At 43.8% G+C, this 23,363-nt stretch carries 23 protein-coding genes; 14 read left to right on the forward strand and 9 right to left on the reverse strand.

All coding sequences use genetic code 11. The features are described from left to right. Positions 1-80: 80 nt before the first annotated feature. The 7 genes from rpsL (at position 81) to E5Y90_RS03405 (ending at position 7,310) form a co-directional block, all read left to right on the forward strand. Entirely contained in the window at positions 81-455 is a 375-nt protein-coding gene (gene rpsL / locus E5Y90_RS03375; protein WP_002050319.1) for a 30S ribosomal protein S12, read from the forward strand. Positions 456-634: 179 nt separating this feature from the next. Next, complete coding sequence (gene rpsG / locus E5Y90_RS03380) at positions 635-1,105, forward strand: 30S ribosomal protein S7 (RefSeq protein WP_151203689.1); 471 nt, start codon at positions 635-637, stop codon at positions 1,103-1,105. Positions 1,106-1,235: 130 nt separating this feature from the next. Then, positions 1,236-3,371, forward strand: a complete 2,136-nt coding sequence (gene fusA / locus E5Y90_RS03385) for an elongation factor G (protein ID WP_151203691.1) — start codon at positions 1,236-1,238, stop codon at positions 3,369-3,371. 93 nt (positions 3,372-3,464) lie between these two features. Then, positions 3,465-4,655, forward strand: coding sequence for an elongation factor Tu (gene tuf, locus E5Y90_RS03390; protein ID WP_151203694.1), 1,191 nt, complete (start codon positions 3,465-3,467; stop codon positions 4,653-4,655). Positions 4,656-4,888: 233 nt separating this feature from the next. Then, positions 4,889-5,770: a metal-dependent hydrolase gene (locus tag E5Y90_RS03395; protein ID WP_174659409.1), complete on the forward strand. Its 882-nt coding sequence runs from the start codon at positions 4,889-4,891 to the stop codon at positions 5,768-5,770. A gap of 100 nt (positions 5,771-5,870) precedes the next feature. Next, positions 5,871-6,332, forward strand: coding sequence for a ribosomal protein S18-alanine N-acetyltransferase (gene rimI / locus E5Y90_RS03400; protein WP_174659410.1), 462 nt, complete (start codon positions 5,871-5,873; stop codon positions 6,330-6,332). Positions 6,333-6,446: 114 nt separating this feature from the next. Beyond that, positions 6,447-7,310 (forward strand): IS982 family transposase, encoded by an 864-nt coding sequence (locus tag E5Y90_RS03405; RefSeq protein WP_174659411.1) that lies wholly within the window; start codon positions 6,447-6,449, stop codon positions 7,308-7,310. Between the two features lie 21 nt (positions 7,311-7,331). Here E5Y90_RS03405 and E5Y90_RS03410 read toward each other — a convergent pair whose 3' ends face one another. The 3 genes from E5Y90_RS03410 to trxB all read right to left on the reverse strand — a co-directional run bounded on the left by E5Y90_RS03410 (position 7,332) and on the right by trxB (position 9,948). Next, complete coding sequence (locus E5Y90_RS03410; RefSeq protein ID WP_174659412.1) at positions 7,332-8,147, reverse strand: arginyltransferase; 816 nt, start codon at positions 8,145-8,147, stop codon at positions 7,332-7,334. Between the two features lie 22 nt (positions 8,148-8,169). Beyond that, positions 8,170-8,901 (reverse strand): leucyl/phenylalanyl-tRNA--protein transferase, encoded by a 732-nt coding sequence (gene aat, locus E5Y90_RS03415; protein ID WP_174659413.1) that lies wholly within the window; start codon positions 8,899-8,901, stop codon positions 8,170-8,172. A gap of 84 nt (positions 8,902-8,985) precedes the next feature. Then, positions 8,986-9,948 (reverse strand): thioredoxin-disulfide reductase, encoded by a 963-nt coding sequence (trxB, locus tag E5Y90_RS03420; RefSeq protein WP_151203704.1) that lies wholly within the window; start codon positions 9,946-9,948, stop codon positions 8,986-8,988. A 249-nt stretch (positions 9,949-10,197) separates the two neighbouring features. On the opposite strand from trxB, the gene E5Y90_RS03425 reads away from it, so the two are divergent. After that, positions 10,198-13,221, forward strand: a complete 3,024-nt coding sequence (locus tag E5Y90_RS03425; protein ID WP_174659414.1) for a DNA translocase FtsK — start codon at positions 10,198-10,200, stop codon at positions 13,219-13,221. A gap of 66 nt (positions 13,222-13,287) precedes the next feature. On the opposite strand, the gene E5Y90_RS03430 is transcribed toward E5Y90_RS03425, so the two are convergent. The 6 genes from E5Y90_RS03430 to E5Y90_RS03455 form a co-directional block, all read right to left on the reverse strand. Next, complete coding sequence (locus tag E5Y90_RS03430) at positions 13,288-13,575, reverse strand: PA4642 family protein (protein WP_151203708.1); 288 nt, start codon at positions 13,573-13,575, stop codon at positions 13,288-13,290. Between the two features lie 127 nt (positions 13,576-13,702). Next, entirely contained in the window at positions 13,703-13,975 is a 273-nt protein-coding gene (minE, locus tag E5Y90_RS03435; protein WP_151203710.1) for a cell division topological specificity factor MinE, read from the reverse strand. 2 nt (positions 13,976-13,977) lie between these two features. Next, positions 13,978-14,790, reverse strand: a complete 813-nt coding sequence (gene minD, locus E5Y90_RS03440; RefSeq protein ID WP_151203712.1) for a septum site-determining protein MinD — start codon at positions 14,788-14,790, stop codon at positions 13,978-13,980. 68 nt (positions 14,791-14,858) lie between these two features. Beyond that, positions 14,859-15,566: a septum site-determining protein MinC gene (minC, locus tag E5Y90_RS03445; protein ID WP_174659415.1), complete on the reverse strand. Its 708-nt coding sequence runs from the start codon at positions 15,564-15,566 to the stop codon at positions 14,859-14,861. A 160-nt stretch (positions 15,567-15,726) separates the two neighbouring features. Continuing rightward, positions 15,727-16,791 (reverse strand): preprotein translocase subunit SecA, encoded by a 1,065-nt coding sequence (locus E5Y90_RS03450; protein ID WP_174659416.1) that lies wholly within the window; start codon positions 16,789-16,791, stop codon positions 15,727-15,729. 6 nt (positions 16,792-16,797) lie between these two features. Next, a complete protein-coding gene (locus tag E5Y90_RS03455) occupies positions 16,798-17,724 on the reverse strand; it encodes an acyltransferase (RefSeq protein ID WP_174659417.1) in 927 nt (308 codons plus the stop codon). Between the two features lie 250 nt (positions 17,725-17,974). On the opposite strand from E5Y90_RS03455, the gene E5Y90_RS03460 reads away from it, so the two are divergent. From E5Y90_RS03460 to E5Y90_RS03485, 6 genes are all read left to right on the forward strand, one after another. Next, positions 17,975-18,628, forward strand: coding sequence for an OmpA family protein (locus E5Y90_RS03460; protein WP_151203720.1), 654 nt, complete (start codon positions 17,975-17,977; stop codon positions 18,626-18,628). Between the two features lie 146 nt (positions 18,629-18,774). Beyond that, positions 18,775-20,814, forward strand: a complete 2,040-nt coding sequence (locus E5Y90_RS03465; protein WP_174659418.1) for a UvrD-helicase domain-containing protein — start codon at positions 18,775-18,777, stop codon at positions 20,812-20,814. 47 nt (positions 20,815-20,861) lie between these two features. Further along, complete coding sequence (dut, locus tag E5Y90_RS03470; protein ID WP_151203724.1) at positions 20,862-21,314, forward strand: dUTP diphosphatase; 453 nt, start codon at positions 20,862-20,864, stop codon at positions 21,312-21,314. Between the two features lie 191 nt (positions 21,315-21,505). After that, the gene (locus E5Y90_RS03475; RefSeq protein ID WP_174659419.1) at positions 21,506-21,916 is read left to right on the forward strand and encodes a transposase family protein; all 411 of its coding nucleotides are present in this window, start codon (positions 21,506-21,508) and stop codon (positions 21,914-21,916) included. Further along, the gene (locus E5Y90_RS03480; protein ID WP_174659420.1) at positions 21,864-22,334 is read left to right on the forward strand and encodes a transposase family protein; all 471 of its coding nucleotides are present in this window, start codon (positions 21,864-21,866) and stop codon (positions 22,332-22,334) included. Before E5Y90_RS03475 ends, E5Y90_RS03480 begins: the two co-directional genes overlap by 53 nt. 127 nt (positions 22,335-22,461) lie before the next feature. After that, positions 22,462-23,325, forward strand: a complete 864-nt coding sequence (locus E5Y90_RS03485; RefSeq protein ID WP_174659411.1) for an IS982 family transposase — start codon at positions 22,462-22,464, stop codon at positions 23,323-23,325. Positions 23,326-23,363: the final 38 nt, after the last annotated feature.

Raw genomic sequence — 23,363 nt, forward strand, 5'->3', positions numbered from 1 at the left:
TTTTCCATCTTGACTTACAATTGCATGCCCTCAAAAAGTAGTAGTTTTTTGGGGCTTTTTATTAACGGGAGAATTGCCACATGGCAACAACAAATCAGTTGATCCGCAAGGGTCGTACGACTTTAGTTGAAAAATCTAAAGTTCCTGCGTTAAAGGCTTGTCCACAACGCCGTGGTGTTTGTACACGTGTTTACACAACTACACCTAAAAAACCTAACTCAGCAATGCGTAAAGTTTGCCGTGTTCGCTTAACTTCAGGTTTTGAAGTTTCTAGCTACATCGGTGGTGAAGGCCATAACCTACAAGAGCACAGTGTTGTTCTGATCCGTGGTGGTCGTGTTAAAGATTTACCAGGTGTACGTTACCATACTGTTCGTGGTTCTTTAGACTGTGCTGGTGTTAAAGATCGTAACCAGTCTCGCTCTAAATACGGTACTAAACGTCCTAAGAAATAATTGTTTAAGAACAATTTTCTAAGACTGTAGAACCGTAATCCTTTATCGTCTCGCTTGTCTGATTTCTTCATTTAATTTTGTGAAAATTCAAGCGACGTGTAGTAAGGCCAGCGAATGCACATGACACTTTGTGCTACTGCTGGATTAACCTGAAGTGTCATATATATAGGTAGTTTAAAATGCCAAGACGTCGCGTAGTTGCTGCTCGTGAAATCCTTCCGGATCCTAAGTTCAGCAGCCAAACAATCGCTAAATTCATGAACCACGTAATGCAAGATGGTAAAAAATCTATTGCTGAAAGTATCGTTTACGGTGCTTTAGAACGCGTTCAAGAAAAATCTAAAGTAGACCCGGTTGAGTTTTTTGAAGCTACGCTTGAAAAAGTTCGTCCTATGGTCGAAGTAAAAGCACGCCGTGTTGGTGGTGCTACTTATCAAGTTCCTATGGAAGTACGCCCATCCCGTCGTACTGCTCTAGCGATGCGTTGGTTGGTAGATGCTGCTGCTAAGCGTTCTGAAAAAACTATGGCTTTACGTCTTGCTGGCGAGTTGCTTGATGCATCTGAAGGCAAAGGCGCAGCGGTTAAAAAACGTGAAGATGTGCATCGTATGGCTGAAGCCAACAAAGCCTTCTCTCACTACCGTTTCTAAGCACATAAAACAGGCCCTAATCAGGAAGATGACAACACTGCTTTCACGCAATTGTCATCAAAGCGCTTTAAGTTGCTAGCAGCTTAAAGCGTCCTGTTTTAAACAACAAAATTTAGGAATGCTAGAAATCATGGCACGTCAAACCCCAATTTCTCGTTACCGTAACATTGGTATTTCTGCGCACATCGACGCAGGTAAAACAACTACCTCTGAACGTATTTTGTTCTATACAGGTGAGAGCCACAAACTAGGTGAAACTCACGAAGGTTCAGCAACGACTGACTGGATGGAACAAGAGCAAGAACGTGGTATTACCATTACCTCAGCAGCTGTAACATGCTTCTGGAAAGGTATGGCTAACCAGTTCGACCAACACCGTATTAACGTAATTGACACCCCGGGACACGTTGACTTCACGATTGAAGTTGAGCGTTCTATGCGTGTTCTTGACGGTGCGTGTATGGTTTACTGTGCTGTAGGTGGTGTACAGCCTCAGTCTGAAACTGTATGGCGTCAAGCAAACAAATATGGCGTTCCACGTCTTGCATTTATCAACAAGATGGACCGTACTGGCGCGAACTTCTTCCGCGTTATCGAGCAAATGAAAACTCGTCTTGGTGCGAATCCAGTACCAGTTGTTGTTCCAGTGGGCGCAGAAGAAAACTTCACTGGTGTTGTTGACTTGATCGAAATGAAGTCAATCATCTGGGATGAAGCTTCTCAAGGTATGAAGTTTGAATACGGCGAGATTCCTGCTGAACTTCAAGCGACTGCTGAAGAGTGGCGTACTAACATGGTTGAAGCTGCTGCTGAAGCATCAGAAGAACTCATGGATAAATACCTGGAAGAAGGTGATCTTTCTAAAGAAGACATCGTTGCAGGTTTACGTACTCGTACATTAGCTTGTGAAATTCAACCGGCAATGTGTGGTTCAGCATTCAAAAACAAAGGTGTTCAACGTATGTTGGACGCGGTGATTGAATTCTTGCCAGCACCGACTGACGTTGCAGCGATTAAGGGTATCCTTAACGACAAAGACGAAACTGAAGCGTCTCGTGAAGCGTCTGATGATGCACCGTTCTCTGCGCTTGCGTTCAAAATCATGAACGACAAATTCGTAGGTAACTTAACCTTCGTACGTGTTTACTCTGGTGTTCTAAAAGCGGGTAGCCCGTGTTATAACCCGGTGAAAATGAAGCGTGAACGTGTAGGCCGTATCGTACAGATGCACGCAAACGATCGTCAGGACATCGAAGAAATTCGTGCGGGTGATATCGCAGCGTGTGTAGGTCTTAAAGATACAACGACTGGTGATACGCTGTGTGATGAAAATGCAGTAATTACACTTGAGCGTATGGAATTCCCAGAGCCAGTAATTGCACTTGCAGTTGAGCCTAAAACTAAAGCTGACCAAGAAAAAATGTCTGTTGCTTTAGGCCGTTTGGCAAAAGAAGATCCATCATTCCGTGTACGTACTGATGAAGAATCTGGCCAAACCATTATTGCTGGTATGGGTGAGCTTCACCTGGACATTATTGTTGACCGTATGAAGCGTGAATTCGGTGTGGAAGCAAACATTGGTAAACCAATGGTTTCTTACCGTGAAACGATCAAAAAATCGGTTGAACAAGAAGGTAAATTCGTACGTCAAACTGGTGGTAAAGGTAAATTCGGTCACGTATACGTACGTTTAGAACCGCTTGCTGAAGATGCTGGTAAAGATTACGAATTCGCTGAAGAAGTTGTAGGTGGTGTAGTACCTAAAGAGTTCTTCGGTGCGGTTGACAAAGGTATCCAAGAACGTATGAAGAATGGTGTCCTTGCTGGTTATCCAGTGGTTGGCATCAAAGCGACATTGTTCGACGGTTCTTACCACGATGTCGACTCTGACGAATTGTCGTTCAAAATGGCAGGTTCTTATGCCTTCCGTGATGGTTTCATGAAAGCGGATCCTATCCTTCTTGAGCCAATCATGAAAGTTGAAGTAGAAACGCCAGAAGACTATATGGGCGATATCATGGGTGACCTTAACCGTCGTCGTGGTATGGTTCAAGGTATGGACGATCTGCCTGGCGGTACTAAAGCCATTCGTGCTGAAGTTCCACTGGCTGAGATGTTTGGTTACGCAACTCAAATGCGCTCTATGTCTCAAGGTCGTGCGACTTACTCTATGGAATTTTCTAAATATGCTGAAACTCCACGTAACGTGGCGGAAGGCATTATTGCTAAATTCCAGTCTGGCGGTAAAAAAGGTGACGACGAGTAATCTTTGGATTACTATAAGCCCAAACTAATTTATAGTTAAAAACCAAGTGCTCATGCAGCGATCCTGCATGAGTAATTCAAAAAGGAAGATCTCATGGCTAAGGCTAAGTTTGAACGTAATAAGCCACACGTTAACGTGGGCACAATCGGTCACGTTGACCATGGTAAAACAACTTTAACAGCTGCGATTGCAACTGTATGTGCGAAGAAATTCGGTGGTGAAGCTCGTGACTACGCTGCAATTGACTCTGCACCAGAAGAAAAAGCACGTGGTATTACCATTAATACTTCACACGTAGAATACGATTCTCCAACTCGTCACTACGCTCACGTCGACTGCCCAGGTCACGCCGACTATGTTAAAAACATGATTACTGGTGCGGCTCAGATGGATGGTGCGATTCTGGTATGTTCAGCGACTGATGGTCCTATGCCACAAACTCGTGAACACATCCTGCTTTCTCGTCAGGTTGGTGTTCCATACATCATCGTATTCCTGAACAAATGTGACATCGTTGATGACGAAGAGCTGATCGAACTGGTAGAAATGGAAGTTCGTGAACTTCTTTCTACATACGACTTCCCGGGTGACGACACTCCAGTAATCCGTGGTTCTGCTCTTGCTGCACTGAACGGCGAATCTGGCCAGTATGGCGAAGATGCTGTAGTTGCACTTGTTGAAGCGCTTGATACTTATATCCCAGAGCCAGTACGTGCAATCGACCAAGCATTCTTGATGCCAATTGAAGACGTATTCTCTATTTCTGGTCGTGGTACAGTAGTAACTGGTCGTGTTGAGACTGGTGTTGTACGCGTTGGTGAAGAAGTTGAAATCGTAGGTATCAAAGACACCGTTAAAACAACTGTAACTGGTGTTGAGATGTTCCGTAAGCTTCTAGACGAAGGTCGTGCGGGCGAGAACTGTGGTGTTCTTCTTCGTGGTACTAAGCGTGAAGACGTACAACGTGGTCAAGTATTGGCTAAACCAGGTTCAATCAAGCCACACACTAAATTCGATGCGGAAGTATACGTACTTTCTAAAGAAGAAGGTGGTCGTCACACTCCATTCCTGAACGGTTACCGTCCACAGTTCTATTTCCGTACAACTGACGTAACTGGTGCGATCCAGTTGAAAGAAGGTGTGGAAATGGTTATGCCTGGTGACAACGTTGAGATGTCAGTAGAACTGATCCACCCAATCGCAATGGACCCAGGTCTGCGTTTTGCGATCCGTGAAGGTGGTCGTACAGTAGGTGCTGGTGTAGTTGCTAAAGTAACTGCATAATCGCTGATTGTGTCAAAAAAGCGCTCCTGTGGAGCGCTTTTTTTATATTTGTCTTTATAAAATTCAGCCTTAATCTCCAGCTTAAATTGTCTGACAGTTTATTAAAAAGCTGTCCTTAAGTGATATTTTACTGACCTTAACTGCACTTATGAGAAAAATTCCACGCAGTAAGATAAATCTAAGAATTCCAAGATTATATTTTCAGGTCTAAAAGCACTTGAATGGAGAAGGGCATGAACGCTAAAGTAAAAATTACTAATCGGGCTGGTGCAAGCTTTCCAGTACGCCGGATGAATTTTGAGTTTGAACAGGTCCCAGAATATTGGATGAGTGGTTCGGCAGGTCTGACCCACTTTATGACAGCACTCTCGGCATTATTTCCAGCAGGTGAAAAATTTTTTATTGATTCGGTTCGTGCTGTACGCCAGCATCCCGCCATTAAAGACAATGAAGCCCTCCAAAAAGAAATTTCTGCTTTTATTGGTCAAGAAGCCATGCATACTCAAGAGCATGTCGGGTTTAATGCGTCGGCCCAGCGTTATGGTCATGATGTTGATGCGCTTGATCGTCAGACAGACCGGGTGATTCAAACGGTACGTAAGTTTTTTGCTGTACTTGGTAAGCCATTTGGGATTAGTCAGGAGATGGTTGATCTGACTGCAACTACGGCTCTTGAGCATTTTACTGCAACCATTGCCTCCCAGTTGCTGAGTAATGAGCATATTCAGGAGCTGATGAAAGATGAGACCATGAAAACCATGTGGCTGTGGCATGCGATTGAGGAAAATGAGCATAAGGCCGTGGCTTATGATGTATTCGAGGGTGTTTTTGGTAAAGGCTCTAAATCCTATCTATTGCGTACCAGTTCTTTAGTGGCTGCGATGGTGACTTTATTCTTTGTACATAGCTATTTTATCTTGCGCTTATTAAAAGAAGATCAGCATCTGAATATATCGGCACTGAAAGATATTTATATTTTTGGTTATAGTCCATCCAAAGGAATTATTGCCGGTATGACCAAAGAAATGCTGATGTATTTTAAACCGGGATTTCATCCTAATGACTTGGATAGCCGGAGTTTACTGACTAGCTGGAAGCAGAAACTCGGTTTATAGAGTGAAAAGCTGAAGAGCGATTGAGATCGCTCTTTTTTACTCGATTTTTTAAATAAAGTTTCTATAATGCGGAGGTTGATTTTATATAAGATGAACGAAGATGATTCGTTTGATGCAAGTTGCTGATCTGGAGCGCGTTAGCCAGATCGAAAGTCTGGTTCAGTCGCACCCTTGGACTCTTAATCAATTCAAAGAAGCAGTCAGGGCCTATCAAAGTACTGTGATTGAGCAGGCAGGACAAGTGGTGGGTTTTTGTATTTTGCAGCCGGTTGTGGATGAAGCCAATCTGCTGTTGATGGCAATTGATCCTGCACAGCAGGGCAAAGGCCTGGGTTTTGAGTTATTAGACCAGTCGATTGCTTTGCTGAAAAATAATCCGGTACAGATTTTTTTAGAAGTTCGTGAGCGTAATGTCGCTGCCATTAAGCTGTATGAAAAGTCTGGTTTTCATCAGATTGATTTAAGAAAAAATTATTATCCAAATCCAGATGGCACACGTGAGCATGCAATTATCATGGTCAAAGCCTGTACGGATGACTTTGCCAGTCTATTTAAATCATAACAGCAAAAAGATACTATTTAACCTGAGTTCGATATAAAAAAGAGTATAAAAAAAAGCCTTGTATTTGTAACATATTGGTTATCAAGACAAAATGTTATAAAACAAGGCTTTTCAATGGATCATATTACCGAATTATTTTGTATTTTGGATGATTTCTGCAAAAAATTTAATAAATCTTTAGAGAAAGCTTTAATTTCTGATCAAAAATCCAGGCTAAAAAAGTCAGCTTTAAGCTTGTCTGAAGCAATGACCATTGTCATTTTATTTCATCAATCCGGGTTTAGATTCTTCAAATATTTTTATTGCCAAATGATCGTTCCATTCTGGAAATCTGCTTTTCCTAAACTGCTTAGCTACAACCGATTTATTGAAATTATGCCCCGTTGTTTGCAGGCTCTGAGTAGTTTCTTCCATCAAGTAAAAGGAAAAGATACGGGAATCAGTATCATTGACTCCACTAAATTGGTAGTTTGCCATAATCTTCGGATTAAAAGGCATCGTGTATTTAAAGGTTTGGCAGGTCGTGGAAAAAGTAGTACGGGGTGGTTTTATGGTTTTAAATTACATTTGGTTATCAATAATTTAGGTGAAATAATTAACCTCAAACTGACATCAGGAAATGTTCATGATGTTGCTATATTAGATTCTTTAACTCAAGAATTAAAAGGGATCCTACTCGGAGACAAAGGCTATTTGAGCAAAGCAAAAGCCGAAGTTTTAGCAGCAAGAGGACTGAAAATATTGACCCCATCACGTCGGAATATGAAAAACAAACCTATCCAAACAGAAGAAGAAAAACAATTGCTTTGCAGAAGAGGATTAATAGAGACAGTGAATGATCAATTAAAAAATTTACATCAACTTGAACATTCACGTCATCGTTCGGTAAATAACTTCATGGTGAATATCATGGCTGCTGTAGTGGCTTATTGTTTGAATCCCAATAAGCCAACTTTCCAAAATATGTTAAAAGGCTAAGTGGATTTCATCGAACTCAGGTTATTTAATGATCTGGTGATTCCATCCGCTGGGCAAAGTCGTCATCAAGGAGTTTCCCAAGTGTTCGATTTCTGTAGCACTTAATGGGCGATTCAGGCGACGCCATTGCCCATCAATCAGCAACTCTAAAGGCAGATAACGGGACTTATAATTCATTTTATAAGAATGTGGCACCCAATAGCCCAGATAAATAAATCGCAATCCGATTTTTTTTGCATGTTCAATTTGTTTCAGAATAGCAAATACACCGAGAGAGCGGCGGTTTTCATCGGGATCAAAGAAGGTATAGACTGCTGAAATCCCATCATCCAGCAGATCACAGGCGGATACCGCAATCAGGTCTTCACCTTGCCATAGTTCCAGAAAGAAGCTCTCTGCGCAGCTTTGCAGCAGAAATTTCTCAAACTGGTCTCGACTCGGTGGATACATGTCGCCATCAGCATGGCGCTCATGAATGTAGCGTTCGTATAAAGCATAGTGGAGATCGCTGGCCTGATCGGGGCTGGTAATTCGCATGCTCAGATCTTGATTACGTTTCCAGGCCTTTTTTTGAGAACTATTCATCTCGAATTCATGCACAGGAACGCGACAAGACAAACATTGACGGCATAGATGGCATTCGGGCCGATAAACAAAATCACCACTGCGACGGAAGCCGGTACGCGAGAGTTCAGACAAGGTCAGGACGTCAATGCGGTGCGAAGGATCGAGAAAAACCATGCGTGCTGATTTGTTTGGCAAATAGCTGCAATCGTGTGGCGGCGTAATATAATACTGTAAATCGTTCAGTAGGGACTTAGGGTGATAAGAGTTCATGGCAAGTACCCTCTGTTTATTTTCATTCGATTAAGCGCGCGTTCTGCGCTATTGTTTTACTTGAAAATACACCTTCCTGATAGCTTTTCCAATTGACTGCCGGCTGTTTGATTACATTTTGTAACGATTTAAGGTATGTCTGGCGAGAAATTGTACAGGCACCCAAGCTTAGCAGATGATCGTTGACCAGTTGGCAGTCGATCCAGGGCAGCTGGTTTTCCTGTCCGATCAGCATCAGGGTGTAAAAAGCCATTTTCGATACATCGGTTTGGGTACTAAACATAGATTCCCCAAAACAGCCTTGACCGATGGTTACGCCATATAAGCCGCCAACCAACTGTGTCTCATCCCAGACTTCAATACTATAAGCATAGCCGGCGGTAAACATCTGACAATAGCCTTGAATAATGTCTTCACTGATCCAGGTTTCATTGGCATAGCTGCGTGGTAAAGCGCAGGCCCGAATGACTTTTTCAAAGGCCTGATTGATGCTAATCCGATAATCCTTTTTTTTCATACTGCGAATCAGGGATTTACTCGGGTGATAATCCTGCGGGCGAATAATGCAGCGTGGTTCTGGGCTCCACCAGCAAATTGGATCGCCTTCAGAAAACCAAGGAAATAAGCCATGGCTATAGGCTTCATATAAGGTAGCAGGGGAGAGATCAGCACCAATACAGATCAGGCCTTCGCCTTCAGGATCAACTTCTACCGGATCGGGAAAAACAAACTGTGAAGGTATAAGGTAATGCATGCAAACACCTGATTTTAAAATAGTCTATTTTTATCATACCTAAAAAAGCCGCCCAACATGGACGGCTTTTGATTTTCTCATGGGTTAGGCTAGTTTGCCCATCGCATCGAGATATTTTTCTGCATCGAGAGCCGCCATACAGCCTGAACCTGCAGATGTGATTGCCTGACGGTAAACGCTGTCTGCAATATCACCTGCTGCAAATACACCTGGAACCGAAGTCTGGGTCGCATTTCCAGCAGTACCGCTTTGTACCTGAATATAACCATCACGAAGCTCTAACTGGCCTTCAAACATGGTGCTATTGGGCTTATGACCAATCGCCACAAACATACCCGTCACATCAACGTTTTGAGTAGAGTCATCTTGGGTTGATTTAAGACGAACTGAGGTCACACCAGATTGTGCATCACCTAGAACTTCATCGACCTGATGATTCCAGATAATGCTGATCTTGCCTTCTTTCTCTTTTTCAAAAAGTTGCGATTGGAGAATTTTTTCTGCACGCAGGCTGTCACGGCGGTGTACCAGCGTGACATGTGAAGCAATATTGGAAAGATACAGGGCTTCTTCAACCGCAGTATTTCCTCCACCGACCACCATCACTTTCTGGTTTTTATAGAAAAAACCATCACAGGTCGCGCAGGCGCTTACACCCTGACCCATAAAGGCTGCTTCTGATTCCAGACCTAAATATTGTGCTGTTGCACCTGTACAGATGATCAGTGCATCACAGGTGAACTCTTCCATATCACCTTTGAGAACAAATGGACGCTGACTCAGATCGACTTCATTAATATGATCATAGACAATTTCGGTCCCAAAACGTTCTGCATGGGCTTGCATACGTTCCATTAATGCTGGACCTGTCAGGCCTTCAGGATCACCAGGCCAGTTATCGACTTCAGTCGTAGTGGTCAGTTGGCCGCCAAGTTGCAGTCCTGCGATTAAGGTCGGCTTTAAATTAGCACGCGCTGCGTAGACAGCTGCGCTATAACCTGCAGGGCCAGAACCTAAAATAATCAGTCGTGAGTGACGTGCGCTCATCAGCCGTATCCTTTTTTTATTTAGAAATTTATTGAATTATACGTGAAACTGTATAAAAGTTGTGTGAGATTAAAGTCGATATTGTTGATCAGTGAAATCGATTGGGGCTATATCGCGCTATAAAGAAGACCTACACAATAATGCATCTTTTTTCACAGAACAGGTGCATAATATACATTTTATTGCGACGCTTTTTTTCAAGCATAGAAGCAAAAGAATATTCATGAAGAATTGGTTACAGGACAGTATATGACAGCGGTGTCGAGTGCCTATGCACAGCGCTTAGTAATGACATTATTTTTAGTCTCATTTGGGATTTATCTGTTTCTTGCAACAGTGACCTATACGCCATTTGATCCGGGATGGATGCATATCTCTAGCGATACGCAGACCGTTTCCAATGCAAGTGGCGTTGCTGGAGCCTGGATTTCAGATCTGTTATTCGGCTTTCTCGGCTGGGCCAGTTTGCTGCTCCCTGTCTATCTGTTTGTGGAGGCAATACAGGTCTGGTGGCCGCACAGCTTCCTGAATCGTCCATTCCGCTATGCTGCCCAGTTCTTCCTGTTATTGACCAGTTCTGCACTGCTGTTTCTATTCTGGCAAGTTCCTGCGGATACACTGGATAACTCTTCAGGCGGAATTATAGGCTACGAACTGGGTCAGAGCCTTGAGCAGTTGCTCACTGTTTATGGTGCTACATTCTTCCTGCTGGTGCTTTGGGTGGTGCTATTTACGCTGGCTTTTGGCGTGAAGTGGAACAAGACCTGGAGCAGTCTGAAAGCAACGCCTGCCTATTTGCAGGATCTCTTTTATCGCAATGTGCCAGAAGGCATGTCAGACTTTGACCGTACAGCGCCGGTCATCAAAAAAGAAGCCGCCAAAACTGCTGCCCAGAAAGTCATTGTGCCTGTGACTGCTGCACCGGAACATAAACTGGTTGACGTTGATCCTGTGGTGCGTGATCAGGTGGCGGAACGTTTATTTGATGATTTTGCACATAAAGAAGCGCAGCAGATACAGACAGAAGAAGTTCAAGCTGAAGCGCCGGTACTGCAGCCGGAACCTGATGTTGCGATACCAGTTCCCCAGCATTCCGACCGTGTGGTCGCAACAGGGGAGGTGTGGCGTGCCTTGAATTCAAATGAAGACCAGCGCCATGCGCAGGATATTGATGCCTTGCTTAAAGCGGCAGAAGAAGAGCAACATCAGCCCGCGTTTGAAGCCCCGCATGCTTCTGCTTCTGGACAGCCAAGCCCGGCGCATCAGCACAAAACAGGGCTGGACTGGGATGATAACGCGATTTTTGATGAATTGCTGGCTGCTGTGCCTCAAGGGAAAACAGCAAGCGATGTACATAGCCCATTTACGGCAGCAAGTAGCAATAAAACGTTAAGAGTGGTTGAGAATACACCGGCCACTGCTACACCTGTAGCTGCATCAATCGGCGTTGCCCGTCGCGTTGAGAATACTGCGCTGGAAGTGGATTTTGATGATCTGGATGATTTGCTGGTTGCAGAAGATGAACTCAAACCAGTACGTGCATCCAGCTATGCACAATCTTCTGCCTTTGTGCAGGCGCCGATTCAGCGTGCAGAGTCCGTAGTCAGCTCTGCGGCAACAAATGCTGCAGTGCATGAGGCATTGTCTAAGGAAGAGTTTATCGACGCTTGGCAGGAAACTGCTGGAAAGCCGCAAGATGAAGACGAATTTGACTTTGATGCACCTCTGACCGATGCCGCTGGTCGTCCGATGTCACGCGCCATGCAGGTGGCTGAACGCCGTAAAGATTTATCACCTTTGCCGGGTCTGGATTTGCTGGATGAGGTCGACCCCAACAAGAAAGTAAATTTTACCGCAGAACAGTTGTCGCGTTTATCCGAGTTACTGGAAATCAAGCTACAGGAATTTAATGTCAAGGCCAAAGTGGTAGAGGCTCAGCCAGGCCCAGTCGTCACCCGTTTTGAGCTGGATCTTGCCCCGGGCGTGAAAGCCTCTAAAGTCACGAATATTTCCCGTGATCTGGCACGTTCAATGTCCATGGCCTCCGTACGTGTAGTTGAGGTAATTCCGGGCAAGCCGTATATCGGCATTGAAGTACCGAACAGTACCCGTGAAATGGTACGTTTGATTGAGCTTTTGACCATTCCTGCCTTTACAGATCCGAACAGCATTCTTTCGATGGCAATGGGCAAGGATATTTCTGGCAATCCGGTGATTGCCGATCTAGGGAAAGCACCGCATATGCTGGTCGCAGGTACGACCGGTTCAGGTAAATCGGTAGCGGTGAACTCGATGATTCTGTCGATGCTGCTCAAATATACGCCTGACCAGTTACGCCTGATTCTGATTGATCCGAAGCAGCTGGAACTGGCCAACTATAATGATATTCCCCATCTATTAACGCCAGTGGTGACGGATATGAAAGATGCGGTGAGTGCATTGAACTGGTGTGTTAATGAGATGGAACGCCGTTACAAACTGATGTCTTTCCTGAAAATCCGTAAGCTGAGTGACTATAACCGCAAGGTCGAAGAAGCAATTGCCAATGGTGAAGAGCTATTTGACCCAACCTGGAAAGCTAGTGAATCGGTCGCAGGAGAGCGCGCACCGCGCTTAATGCCATTGCCTTCAATTGTGATTGTCGCAGATGAATTCGCAGATATGATCATGCAGGTCGGTAAAAAAGCCGAAGAAATGATCACACGTCTGGCGCAGAAATCCCGTGCTGCCGGTATTCACCTGTTGTTGGCTACCCAGCGTCCATCGGTGGATGTTATTACTGGTCTGATTAAGGCCAACATTCCAACCCGGGTTGCGTTACGGGTGAACTCCAAGATTGACTCACGTACCATTCTGGATGCAGGTGGTGCAGAAGATTTACTTGGTCATGGTGATATGCTGTTTCTTGGTCCCGGTAAAATCGAGCCGGAGCGTGTGCATGGTGCCTTTATTGCTGATGATGAGGTGAACCGGATCTGTGATGCCTGGCGTGAACGGGGTGCACCGAACTATGTGGATGAAATTCTGACGCCTTATGATGAAGAACCATCCAGCCGTGGCTTTGAAGATGGAGGCGAAGGTGGTTCTGATCGGGATGCCCTATATGACCAGTGTGTGGCCTTTGTACTGGAAACCCGTAAAGCTTCCACCTCTTCCTTGCAGCGCAAGTTTAGTTTGGGTTATAACCGTGCTGCCCGCATTATTGACCAGATGGAGGAAAATGGCATTGTCAGCTCTATGGGTGCCAATGGTAAGCGTGAGATTCTGGTGTAAATCTGAAATGCTCAAGTACATAAAAAAAGCCTGCTTTAAAGCAGGCTTTTTTATTTATTATTCACATCAGGCAAATTTTTCTAAGACTGCCAGAAATTCGGCGCTTTGACGCGGAAAAGTTGCAATCACATCATGAATACGCTGACCTTCAGGATTCGTGGCATTAATATCACGACCATCAGCGACAAACTTGGTCAACAAGCGCTCATAGTCCAAAGGGCGCATATGTTTGAAGGCATGATAAAGCACATGAAAATCTGCATGAACACCCGCAGGAGGAAGCTGATTCAGGTAGGCAAATACACGCTCATCTGACCATTCTTCGTTAAAGGTCGCAGGTTGAGATAATGCCATCGCAATCTCCTCGATTTAATTCTTCGGCATGAAAAAGGCAAAATATTGAAGGCAGGGAAAAGCCATATTTTTCTGCCTGCCGCATATTCTGCCTTGAATCAATTTGCTTGACCAATCAAAAATCAGATTATCGCTCTTCAGGTAAATTGATATTCATTTCAAGCATTTCAATATTGGCCTCAGAGCGAACCTGCATTTGAATATGATTCTCATCCACGCCACGGACGTAACGATTGACTACCTGCATGATTTCCGTTTTCATCTGGTCAATTTTGTCCTGACTTAAACGGCGTCCTAAACCCTGTTCAGATGCCACGATCACCTTTAAACGATCCTTGGCAGTCTGTGCGCTTGGGGCTTTTTCCTCGCTACTAAAAAGTTTACTCCAGAATCCTGCCATGTTTACGCTCCAAATAATCGTGCTAACCAGCCCTTCGGTTTTACCTCAATATGACGGTAAGGACGCTCTTCACCGAGGAAGCGAGCAACCAGATCATCATAAGCCTGACCTGCAGCAGACTCAGTGAAGTGAATCACAGGTTTACCTTCGTTAGACGCTTGTAATACGCTTGGGCACTCAGGAATCACGCCTAAGGTTGGTACACGTAAAATATCTTTTGAGATGTCATCAATCGTCAGCATTTCCTGTTTATCAGCACGTTCCGGGTTGAAACGGGTAATACATAGATGCTTACGGATACGACCTTCGTTTTGTTCTACTTTTTTAGTTTTACTGTCGAGCATGCCAATGATGCGGTCAGAGTCACGTACTGATGAAATCTCAGGATTTGTCACAATGATGGCTTCATCTGCATGATACATGGCCAGAATCGCACCACGCTCAATACCTGCCGGGGAGTCACAGATAATATAATCAAATTCCTGTGACAGCTCATCCATAACACGCTGAACACCTTCGTCAGTCAGGGCGTCTTTATCACGTGTTTGTGAAGCCGGTAAAATATATAAATTTTCAATATCTTTATCGCGAATCAGTGCTTGTTGTAGTCGTGCTTCGTTATTCAAAACATTTACAAAATCATATACCACACGGCGTTCACAGCCCATAATCAAATCTAGGTTACGCAAGCCTACATCAAAATCGATTACCACAGTTTTGTGGCCACGTAGGGCTAAACCTGTTGCAAAAGATGCACTTGTTGTAGTTTTACCTACACCACCTTTGCCTGATGTTACGACAACAATTTTCGCCACCGAATCCACTCCTGTTATGGTTCAAATCCCCTATAAAAAATGGGGGTTATTTGGTGTTTATTTATACATTAAAATTGTAGAGCCTCAAATACAAGCTCTTGTTGATCATTCAAATAAATATGCACAGATTTTTTCAATACATGTGCTGGAATGTCATCGGCCACACAATAGGTTCCTGCAATCGAAACCAGCTCTGCTTCAAGTGCATGACAGAAAATACGTGCTGCATGATTGCCACCTGCACCTGCAATTACCCGGCCACGCGCACTACCATAGATATGAATATTGCCTGATGCAATCACTTCTGAACCGCTGTTGATTCCGGCGGTGATAATAATGTCACCTTGATGCTGCACAATACATTGGCCGGTGCGCAAGATTTCATCATGATAAGACGTCACATGGGCAATGACGGGTGCTGAATCTGCCTGCTGGTCATCGGCCACTTCAGGTTTCACCTCAACCACCTGTTCCTTGCTGGCTTTAATCTCTTGCATTTGGCGATCAGGGGGTAGCACCGGGAACTGAATGGCGCGGGCCTGATCACCTAAAATACCTTCAGTCACAGCCATTGGCTGGACTTCCAGATCAATCAGCAATTGGATCAGGGCAATGAGTTCCTGGTCGACTGAACTTTCAATAACTGCCAAAGTACCCGGTGGAAATGCAGCTTGTAATTTGGGTGTAAGTTGCTGGCGGATGGCATGATGATCATTTGTGTCCAGGCTAATGCGCAGCGCATTGACCATTCTGCCTTTTATCCGTATGTCAGCCATAGTTCTTCCTTAATACTTCTGACCTGCTGGTTTATATCGAAGCAATGTTGTAAATAGTACAAATCCTAGAACAAATTTGAGTAATTCTCTAGCGATCCACGTTATTTTTTTAGACGAACAGTAGACGCCAATTTTCATGAATTCTATAAATAAAAATTCATTAACTGATTGACTGCTGATTTTGCTCATATTCTTCCAGGAGCTGTTGCCATTGCTTAATCTTGACCTGTTTGCGGATCGTTTCAATTGTTTCAAAAACAGCCGATTCGACCAATTTATCAATATGAGGACTGTGTTCAATCGGAATCTGGCTGATTTTATCGGAAATCAGGGCAAAAGTCGGATTGTCCTGTGAACCATCACGATATGTAAAGGGATCAATCAGCCCCTGAGTAATATTTTCCCCAAGACGTTGTCCAATGCTTTGAATTTGCTGCTCAATCCGACCACCAACAATGGGAATCAGCCGGAGGAGCTGGGTAAGTTCAGGCGTATCTTCAATGGCCTGATTCACGATCTGGCCCACATTTTTGGCAATGCCTAAACGTTGAGCCTGTAATTCTCTTCCCAGGGACTCCTGCAAAATATCAGCCAGTGCAACAGCCAGTAATTTACGGTGCTGTTCAATTAGCTCATCAATTAATTGTTTATGCGAGGTACTAGTAGTGACTTCCCGCTGGATACCATCCAGTACGGTTAACACCACCCGGCTGGAAAGCTCTTCCATCAGCAGGCTATAGTAGAAATGACCACGCTTGTACCAGGAATCAGGAATCACTTTATAGCCATGCTTGTGCAGGTTATAGCCGATGGTCACAGCCCGTAACAGACGCAGGAAACGTAATTGCGGAATAATTGCCAGAACTTCGTACCAGTGCACAAAAGGGAAAAACCACCAGCGGCGATGATGATTTAATAGGCTTGCAATGAGCCAGCGTGCCAGAAGCTCAATGATCAAAAAAGTGGTAAACCAGCCTTCAGTAATAATAACCCAAGGCCGTAATTCACTTTTATAAAACTGTAAGACTTCAGGTACCTGAGCAAAATCAAATAGCCATTGACCAAAATCACTTACTAGAATTGCATTGGCACTGAGACAGAACAGATTGATCATGATCAGCGCCATCATGAAGATGTCGTAGAGCAGTGCAATTTTCCAGCCCCAAGAGCCCTTGCGGATAAACTTAAATGAGCTGGACACAGTGTCCGCTTTGTCGTTCTTCATAATCTCTCAGGCAGAAGCTGCTACAAGTGCTTGCTGCATTTGTTCAATTCGTTGATCCTTTTCGGACCAAATCTGGTCGACCCATTGCTGGAAACGGGCACGATATTCGGCATCATCCTCGTAATTACCGCCCAGCACCCAATCTGGAATGTCAATTTTTCTCAAATCCACGGCAATGCGCGGTACTTCACCCAGCCAGAATTCGCCATAACCCGGCACACCGTCCGGATAGACAATCGTCATATCCACCAAGGCATCAATCCTGTCACCTAAAATATTCAGGGCCAACGCCAGTCCACCGGCCTTGGGTTTGAGCAAATAGCGATAAGGCGATTTTTGCTGCTCATGCTTTTCATGGGTAAAACGTGTGCCTTCCAGATAATTCAGCAAGGTAAAGGGCTGGCTGACCAGTTGCTCACAGGCCTGACGCGCTTCTTCAATATCGCGATATTTCAGGGCCGGGTTTTTGGCAATCTGTTCTTTACTGTGCCTTTTCATCATCGGGAACCCAAGGATTTTAAACGCTTGGCCAACAAATGGAATAAAAATAAGTTCCCATTTTGTAAAGAAACGGGTAAGTGGCATCCGGGTCAGGCCAAAATACTGATTGACGGTGGTATCGACCCAGCTTTGGTGGTTGCAGGTCATCAGGTAGCGCCCCTGCATATTCAGGTCCAGAGACTCATCAATCGTGATCTGCCAGTCGGTATTTTTCAGGACATGGTCAATCAGCCAGTTATTGACCGCCAGCCAGCTGTTGGTGATCTTGATATTGGTTTCATCCACTTTGGATGATTTTTTGAATAATTTGGTCAGACCTAGTGCCAGTACCGGAGGACCATGAAAGAAAGTGCTTCCAGTCATAACTGAAGTGACAGTCAGGCCGCGTGCCAGTTTTTTTAAAGTCATTTTTTGCTTGCTATTCGATGACATATACAAACAGTTCCAGAGATGAATCATTTAAATTTCATTATATTTTGAACAATATAGTAGGAGTTGAGGAAATAGAAAAGGCCAGATCTTAAACTATGAAGAAACTGTGGTGAAACTTGTTGTTACAGTTACATATGAACATTACAAAAAGTTGCTAAAAAGTTTATTATTAACAAAAAATAAATGGTTATCCCATTATTTTTAAATCATTATCTGATTTATACGACAAAGACAAACAAGGAGGCATGCGATGCGTGCACTAGTAATTTCAGCAGTTGTGGCAGGGGCGGTAGCGCTGACAGGCTGTCAATCTACAGGTAATAATATTGGTGGCGTTGAGTATGATAAAGCTGCTCTAGGTACGCTTATCGGTGCTGCAGCGGGCTATGGTGTGTCTAAAGGCAACGCAAATACCAGCCGTCAAAACAACCGTGCGGCTGCAATTGGTGCAGTTGTTGGTGGTGCAGCGGGTGTTTATCTTGACAGCAAAGAGAAAAAATTGCGTCAGCAAATGGCTGGAACGGGTGTAGAAGTTGGCCGTAATCCAGATGGTTCTGTTGGCCTGATCATGCCGGGTAATATTACTTTCGATACAAATAAAGCAAATATTAAACCTAACTTCTATGCAACTTTAGACAAAGTTGCCCAGACGCTGGCGGAAGATAACAAAAGCGGTATTCTGGTAACAGGTTATACAGACAGCACGGGTAATGATTCTATCAACATTCCACTGTCTCAAGCGCGTGCTCAATCTGTAGCAAGCTACATGGCTTCACGTGGTATTTCAACTGCACGTATTAATGCGCAAGGTCACGGTTCAGCGAATCCGATTGCATCAAACGCGACTGCAGAAGGCCGTGAACAAAACCGTCGTGTAGAAATCAGCATTTACGCGATTCAATAATTCTTTATCACACCCTGATAAATTGAAAAACCACCTTCGGGTGGTTTTTTTTATGACAGCGCATTGACTGCTAAAACACAATTTGGATTAGGCAAACGGCTGCGGAGATGACTATAATCGGAGCCGAATTTAGAAGAGGAAGTCCTATGTCACTCGCCAGTCAGTTAAATGACAAGCAACTTGAAGCCATGAAATATACTCAAGGACCCTTGTTAGTACTTGCCGGAGCGGGTTCAGGCAAGACCTCCGTGATTACCCGAAAAATTGCCTATCTGGTTAAGCATTGCGGAATTCCGGCTCACCGGATTACAGCCATGACATTTACTAACAAGGCGGCGCGCGAAATGAAAGAGCGTGTGACCAAGCTGTTAACTCGAGAAGAAGCCAAAGGTCTTTCGGTTTCGACGTTCCATACCTTTGGTTTAAATCTGCTGCGTCTGGAGCTTAAACACACACCGCTCAAGGCCAACTTCTCGATTCTGGATGCTGATGACTGTAAACGGATTCTGATGGATCTGATGCATCGTGACAATTTATCCGGTGCTGAAAGCAAAGAGCTGATCGCCAAAGCTATGAAGATGATTTCGGACTGGAAAAATGATCTGATTCCACCCGAACAGGCGCATACCACCTGTGAAACGGCAGAAGATGTTCAGTTTGCGCATTTGTATCAGCTTTATGAGCGCAATTTGCGTGCCTATAACGCGGTTGATTTTGATGACCTGATCGTGATGCCGACGCGTCTTCTCCAGGAAAATGCAGAAGTCCGTGACAAATGGCAGAACCGGGTGCGCTATTTGCTGGTCGATGAATATCAGGATACCAATACGGCGCAGTATATTCTGGTGAAGCTGCTGGTCGGCGTGATGGGGCAGTTCACTGCTGTAGGTGATGATGACCAGTCGATCTATGCCTGGCGCGGCGCCAAGCCAGAAAATATGGCCTTATTACAACAGGATTTCCCCAACCTGAAAGTGATCAAACTGGAACAGAATTACCGTTCAACCAGCCGTATTTTAAAAGCCGCCAATACGGTGATTGGTAATAACCCGCATATTTTTGATAAAAAGCTTTGGTCAGACAAAGGCCACGGCGAGGTTATTCGAATCATTACTTGCCGTAATGACGATGATGAAGCCGAACGCGTGGTCAAAGACCTGATCACTCATAAGCTGATGAATGGCAAAAACTGGAAAGATTATGCGATTTTGTATCGTGGAAACTTTCAGGCACGTATTCTGGAAACCCAGTTACGCCAGATGCAGATTCCCTACAAGCTGTCTGGTGGCCAGTCTTTCTTCGCACGTGCAGAAATCAAGGACGTCATGAGTTATTTACGCGTGATTATTAACCCGGAAGATGACAGTGCATTTCTGCGTATTATTAATACGCCAAAGCGGGCAATTGGTCCGGTGACGCTGGAAAAGCTGGGCCTGTTTGCACAGGAAAATAACCTGTCCTTGTTGGCAGCAGCCGGTGATCAGCGCCTGACGATGGCCATTCCTAAAAAAGCCACCACACAGCTGGCTGAATTTTCTGACTTTATCAGTAATTTCACGCGTGAGTTGCTAGACGATGATGAGCCTGTACCGATTATCCGTCAGATGATGGTCGAAGCGGGGTATATCGACTATGTCAAGGAGTCGGCCGCGACACTGGCCCAGGAAAAAACCAAGCTGGATAATATTGAAGTGCTGTATAGCAGTATTCAAAGCCTGATTAACCGTGCTGAAGATGTCGATGAAAAGAATATCGAAAGCGTCATCCGCAAAATGGTATTGCTGGATATGCTTGAGCAGCAGCAGGAAGAAGAAGACACCGACAAGGTGAACTTGTTGACCCTGCACGCCTCCAAAGGTCTGGAATTCCCTTATGTTTATCTGATCGGACTGGAAGAAGAAATTCTGCCGCATAAAAACTCGATTGCTGCAGAAACGGTCGAGGAAGAGCGCCGTCTGATGTATGTGGGGATCACCCGGGCACGTCAGGGTCTGACTATTACATTGGCCGAGCAGCGTAAAGCGGGTGGGCAAATGAAACAGATGACCCCGAGCCGCTTTTTGGATGAGCTGCCAGAAGATGAGCTGGAATGGCTGGGCCGCAAGAAAAAACTGGCCGGTAATATCGATCCAAAATTGCAGGCGCAGCAATATCTGGAAAATTTACGTGCCTTAATCAAGCGCTAGTTTTGTAATACTTAGTTTTTAATAGATCGTCACAGGAAAAGTAATTCATGAAAGTTCAGGTAAAAGTCCTTGATTCACGTCTGGGGCAAGAATGGCCAATGCCGACCTATGCAACAACTGGTTCGGCTGGATTGGACTTGCGTGCTTGTGTGGAAGAAACCACTCTTATTGAGCCGGGACAAACGGTTCTGGTAAAAACTGGCCTGTCCATTTATATTGAAGATCCGGCTTTTGCGGGTCTAATTCTGCCACGTTCAGGTCTAGGCCATAAGCACGGGATTGTACTAGGCAATCTTGTGGGGCTGATTGACTCAGATTATCAAGGCGAATTGATGGTATCGGTATGGAATCGTAGTCAAACTGCCTTTAGTCTGGAGCCAGGTGAGCGTCTGGCCCAGTATGTGTTGGTGCCGGTGGTTCAAGCGCAGTTTGAGCTGGTCAATGAATTTGAAGCCACTGAACGTGGTGCCGGTGGCTTTGGTCACACCGGTCAGGCTTAAATGACCTAAATAAAATGATCTGGTGAATTGTTTTAACCAGATCATTTTATGGTCAAAAAAATCAATAAACATATATCTCAATATATTGCTGATCAAAATCTTTTAATTAAACCTTAAAATAGATCTCTTTCATAAATCAAAAAACGATCTACTTTTTGCTGCTTATTTGTACCGAGGAATTTTCAATATTCATGCATAATCTGCGGATGAAATACATCGATTCAAAGAAGCTTTCTGAAACACAGTTCAAGCGATACACCGGTATCTCATGGTCAACCTTTGATTTAATGGTTGAGCAATTGAAGATGCATGTTCCTGCCAAAGGCAGACCACCTAAATTGAGCTTAGAGGATCAGATCCTCCTGTGCTTAAGTTATTGGCGGGAATACCGAACCTTATTTCACGTTGCGACGAGTTATGGCGTGTCAGAGCCCACTGCTTCAAGAATCGTACGTCATGTAGAGGACTGCTTAATCAAGTCCAATTTATTTAATTTACCCAAGCATTTGCCTGAAGGCGAAGGCATTGACTGGAATGTGGTGATTGTAGATGCCACAGAAATTCCAATCCAAAGGCCTAAAAAAACAGAAGAAAAGCTATAGCGGCAAGAAAAAGACCCACACCTTCAAAGTACAGGCCATCATTCATTATCAAACTCAAAAAATCCTGAGTTTATGTACGAGTCGTGGTGCCGTACATGATTTCGAACTCTTCAAACGTAACTCGAATCAGATTCCTGCAGGTGCATTTATCCTTGCAGATAAGGGTTATCAGGGAATTTATACAGTGTATCCAAATAGCTTGTTGCCATTAAAAGCAAAGAAGCGTTGTAAACTGGATCCTGAATTAAAAACCTATAATCAGGAAATCAATAAAAGAAGAATTGGGATTGAGCATGTATTTGGCAGTTTGAAAACTTTCAAGATCCTTGCCGAACGATATCGCAATCGAGGCAAAAGACTAGGATTAAGATTCAATCTAATTGCGGGAATCTATAATTTAGAACTGAGTAAAAAATGACTTATGAAAGAAGTCTAATGTTTACTAAAAATAACCTGAGTTCGATATAAAAAAGAGTATAAAAAAAAGCCTTGTATTTGTAACATATTGGTTATCAAGACAAAATGTTATAAAACAAGGCTTTTCAATGGATCATATTACCGAATTATTTTGTATTTTGGATGATTTCTGCAAAAAATTTAATAAATCTTTAGAGAAAGCTTTAATTTCTGATCAAAAATCCAGGCTAAAAAAGTCAGCTTTAAGCTTGTCTGAAGCAATGACCATTGTCATTTTATTTCATCAATCCGGGTTTAGATTCTTCAAATATTTTTATTGCCAAATGATCGTTCCATTCTGGAAATCTGCTTTTCCTAAACTGCTTAGCTACAACCGATTTATTGAAATTATGCCCCGTTGTTTGCAGGCTCTGAGTAGTTTCTTCCATCAAGTAAAAGGAAAAGATACGGGAATCAGTATCATTGACTCCACTAAATTGGTAGTTTGCCATAATCTTCGGATTAAAAGGCATCGTGTATTTAAAGGTTTGGCAGGTCGTGGAAAAAGTAGTACGGGGTGGTTTTATGGTTTTAAATTACATTTGGTTATCAATAATTTAGGTGAAATAATTAACCTCAAACTGACATCAGGAAATGTTCATGATGTTGCTATATTAGATTCTTTAACTCAAGAATTAAAAGGGATCCTACTCGGAGACAAAGGCTATTTGAGCAAAGCAAAAGCCGAAGTTTTAGCAGCAAGAGGACTGAAAATATTGACCCCATCACGTCGGAATATGAAAAACAAACCTATCCAAACAGAAGAAGAAAAACAATTGCTTTGCAGAAGAGGATTAATAGAGACAGTGAATGATCAATTAAAAAATTTACATCAACTTGAACATTCACGTCATCGTTCGGTAAATAACTTCATGGTGAATATCATGGCTGCTGTAGTGGCTTATTGTTTGAATCCCAATAAGCCAACTTTCCAAAATATGTTAAAAGGCTAAGTGGATTTCATCGAACTCAGGTTAAAAATATTTTTTTA

Source organism: Acinetobacter sp. 10FS3-1 (assembly GCF_013343215.1).
Taxonomy (GTDB): domain Bacteria; phylum Pseudomonadota; class Gammaproteobacteria; order Pseudomonadales; family Moraxellaceae; genus Acinetobacter; species Acinetobacter lwoffii_C.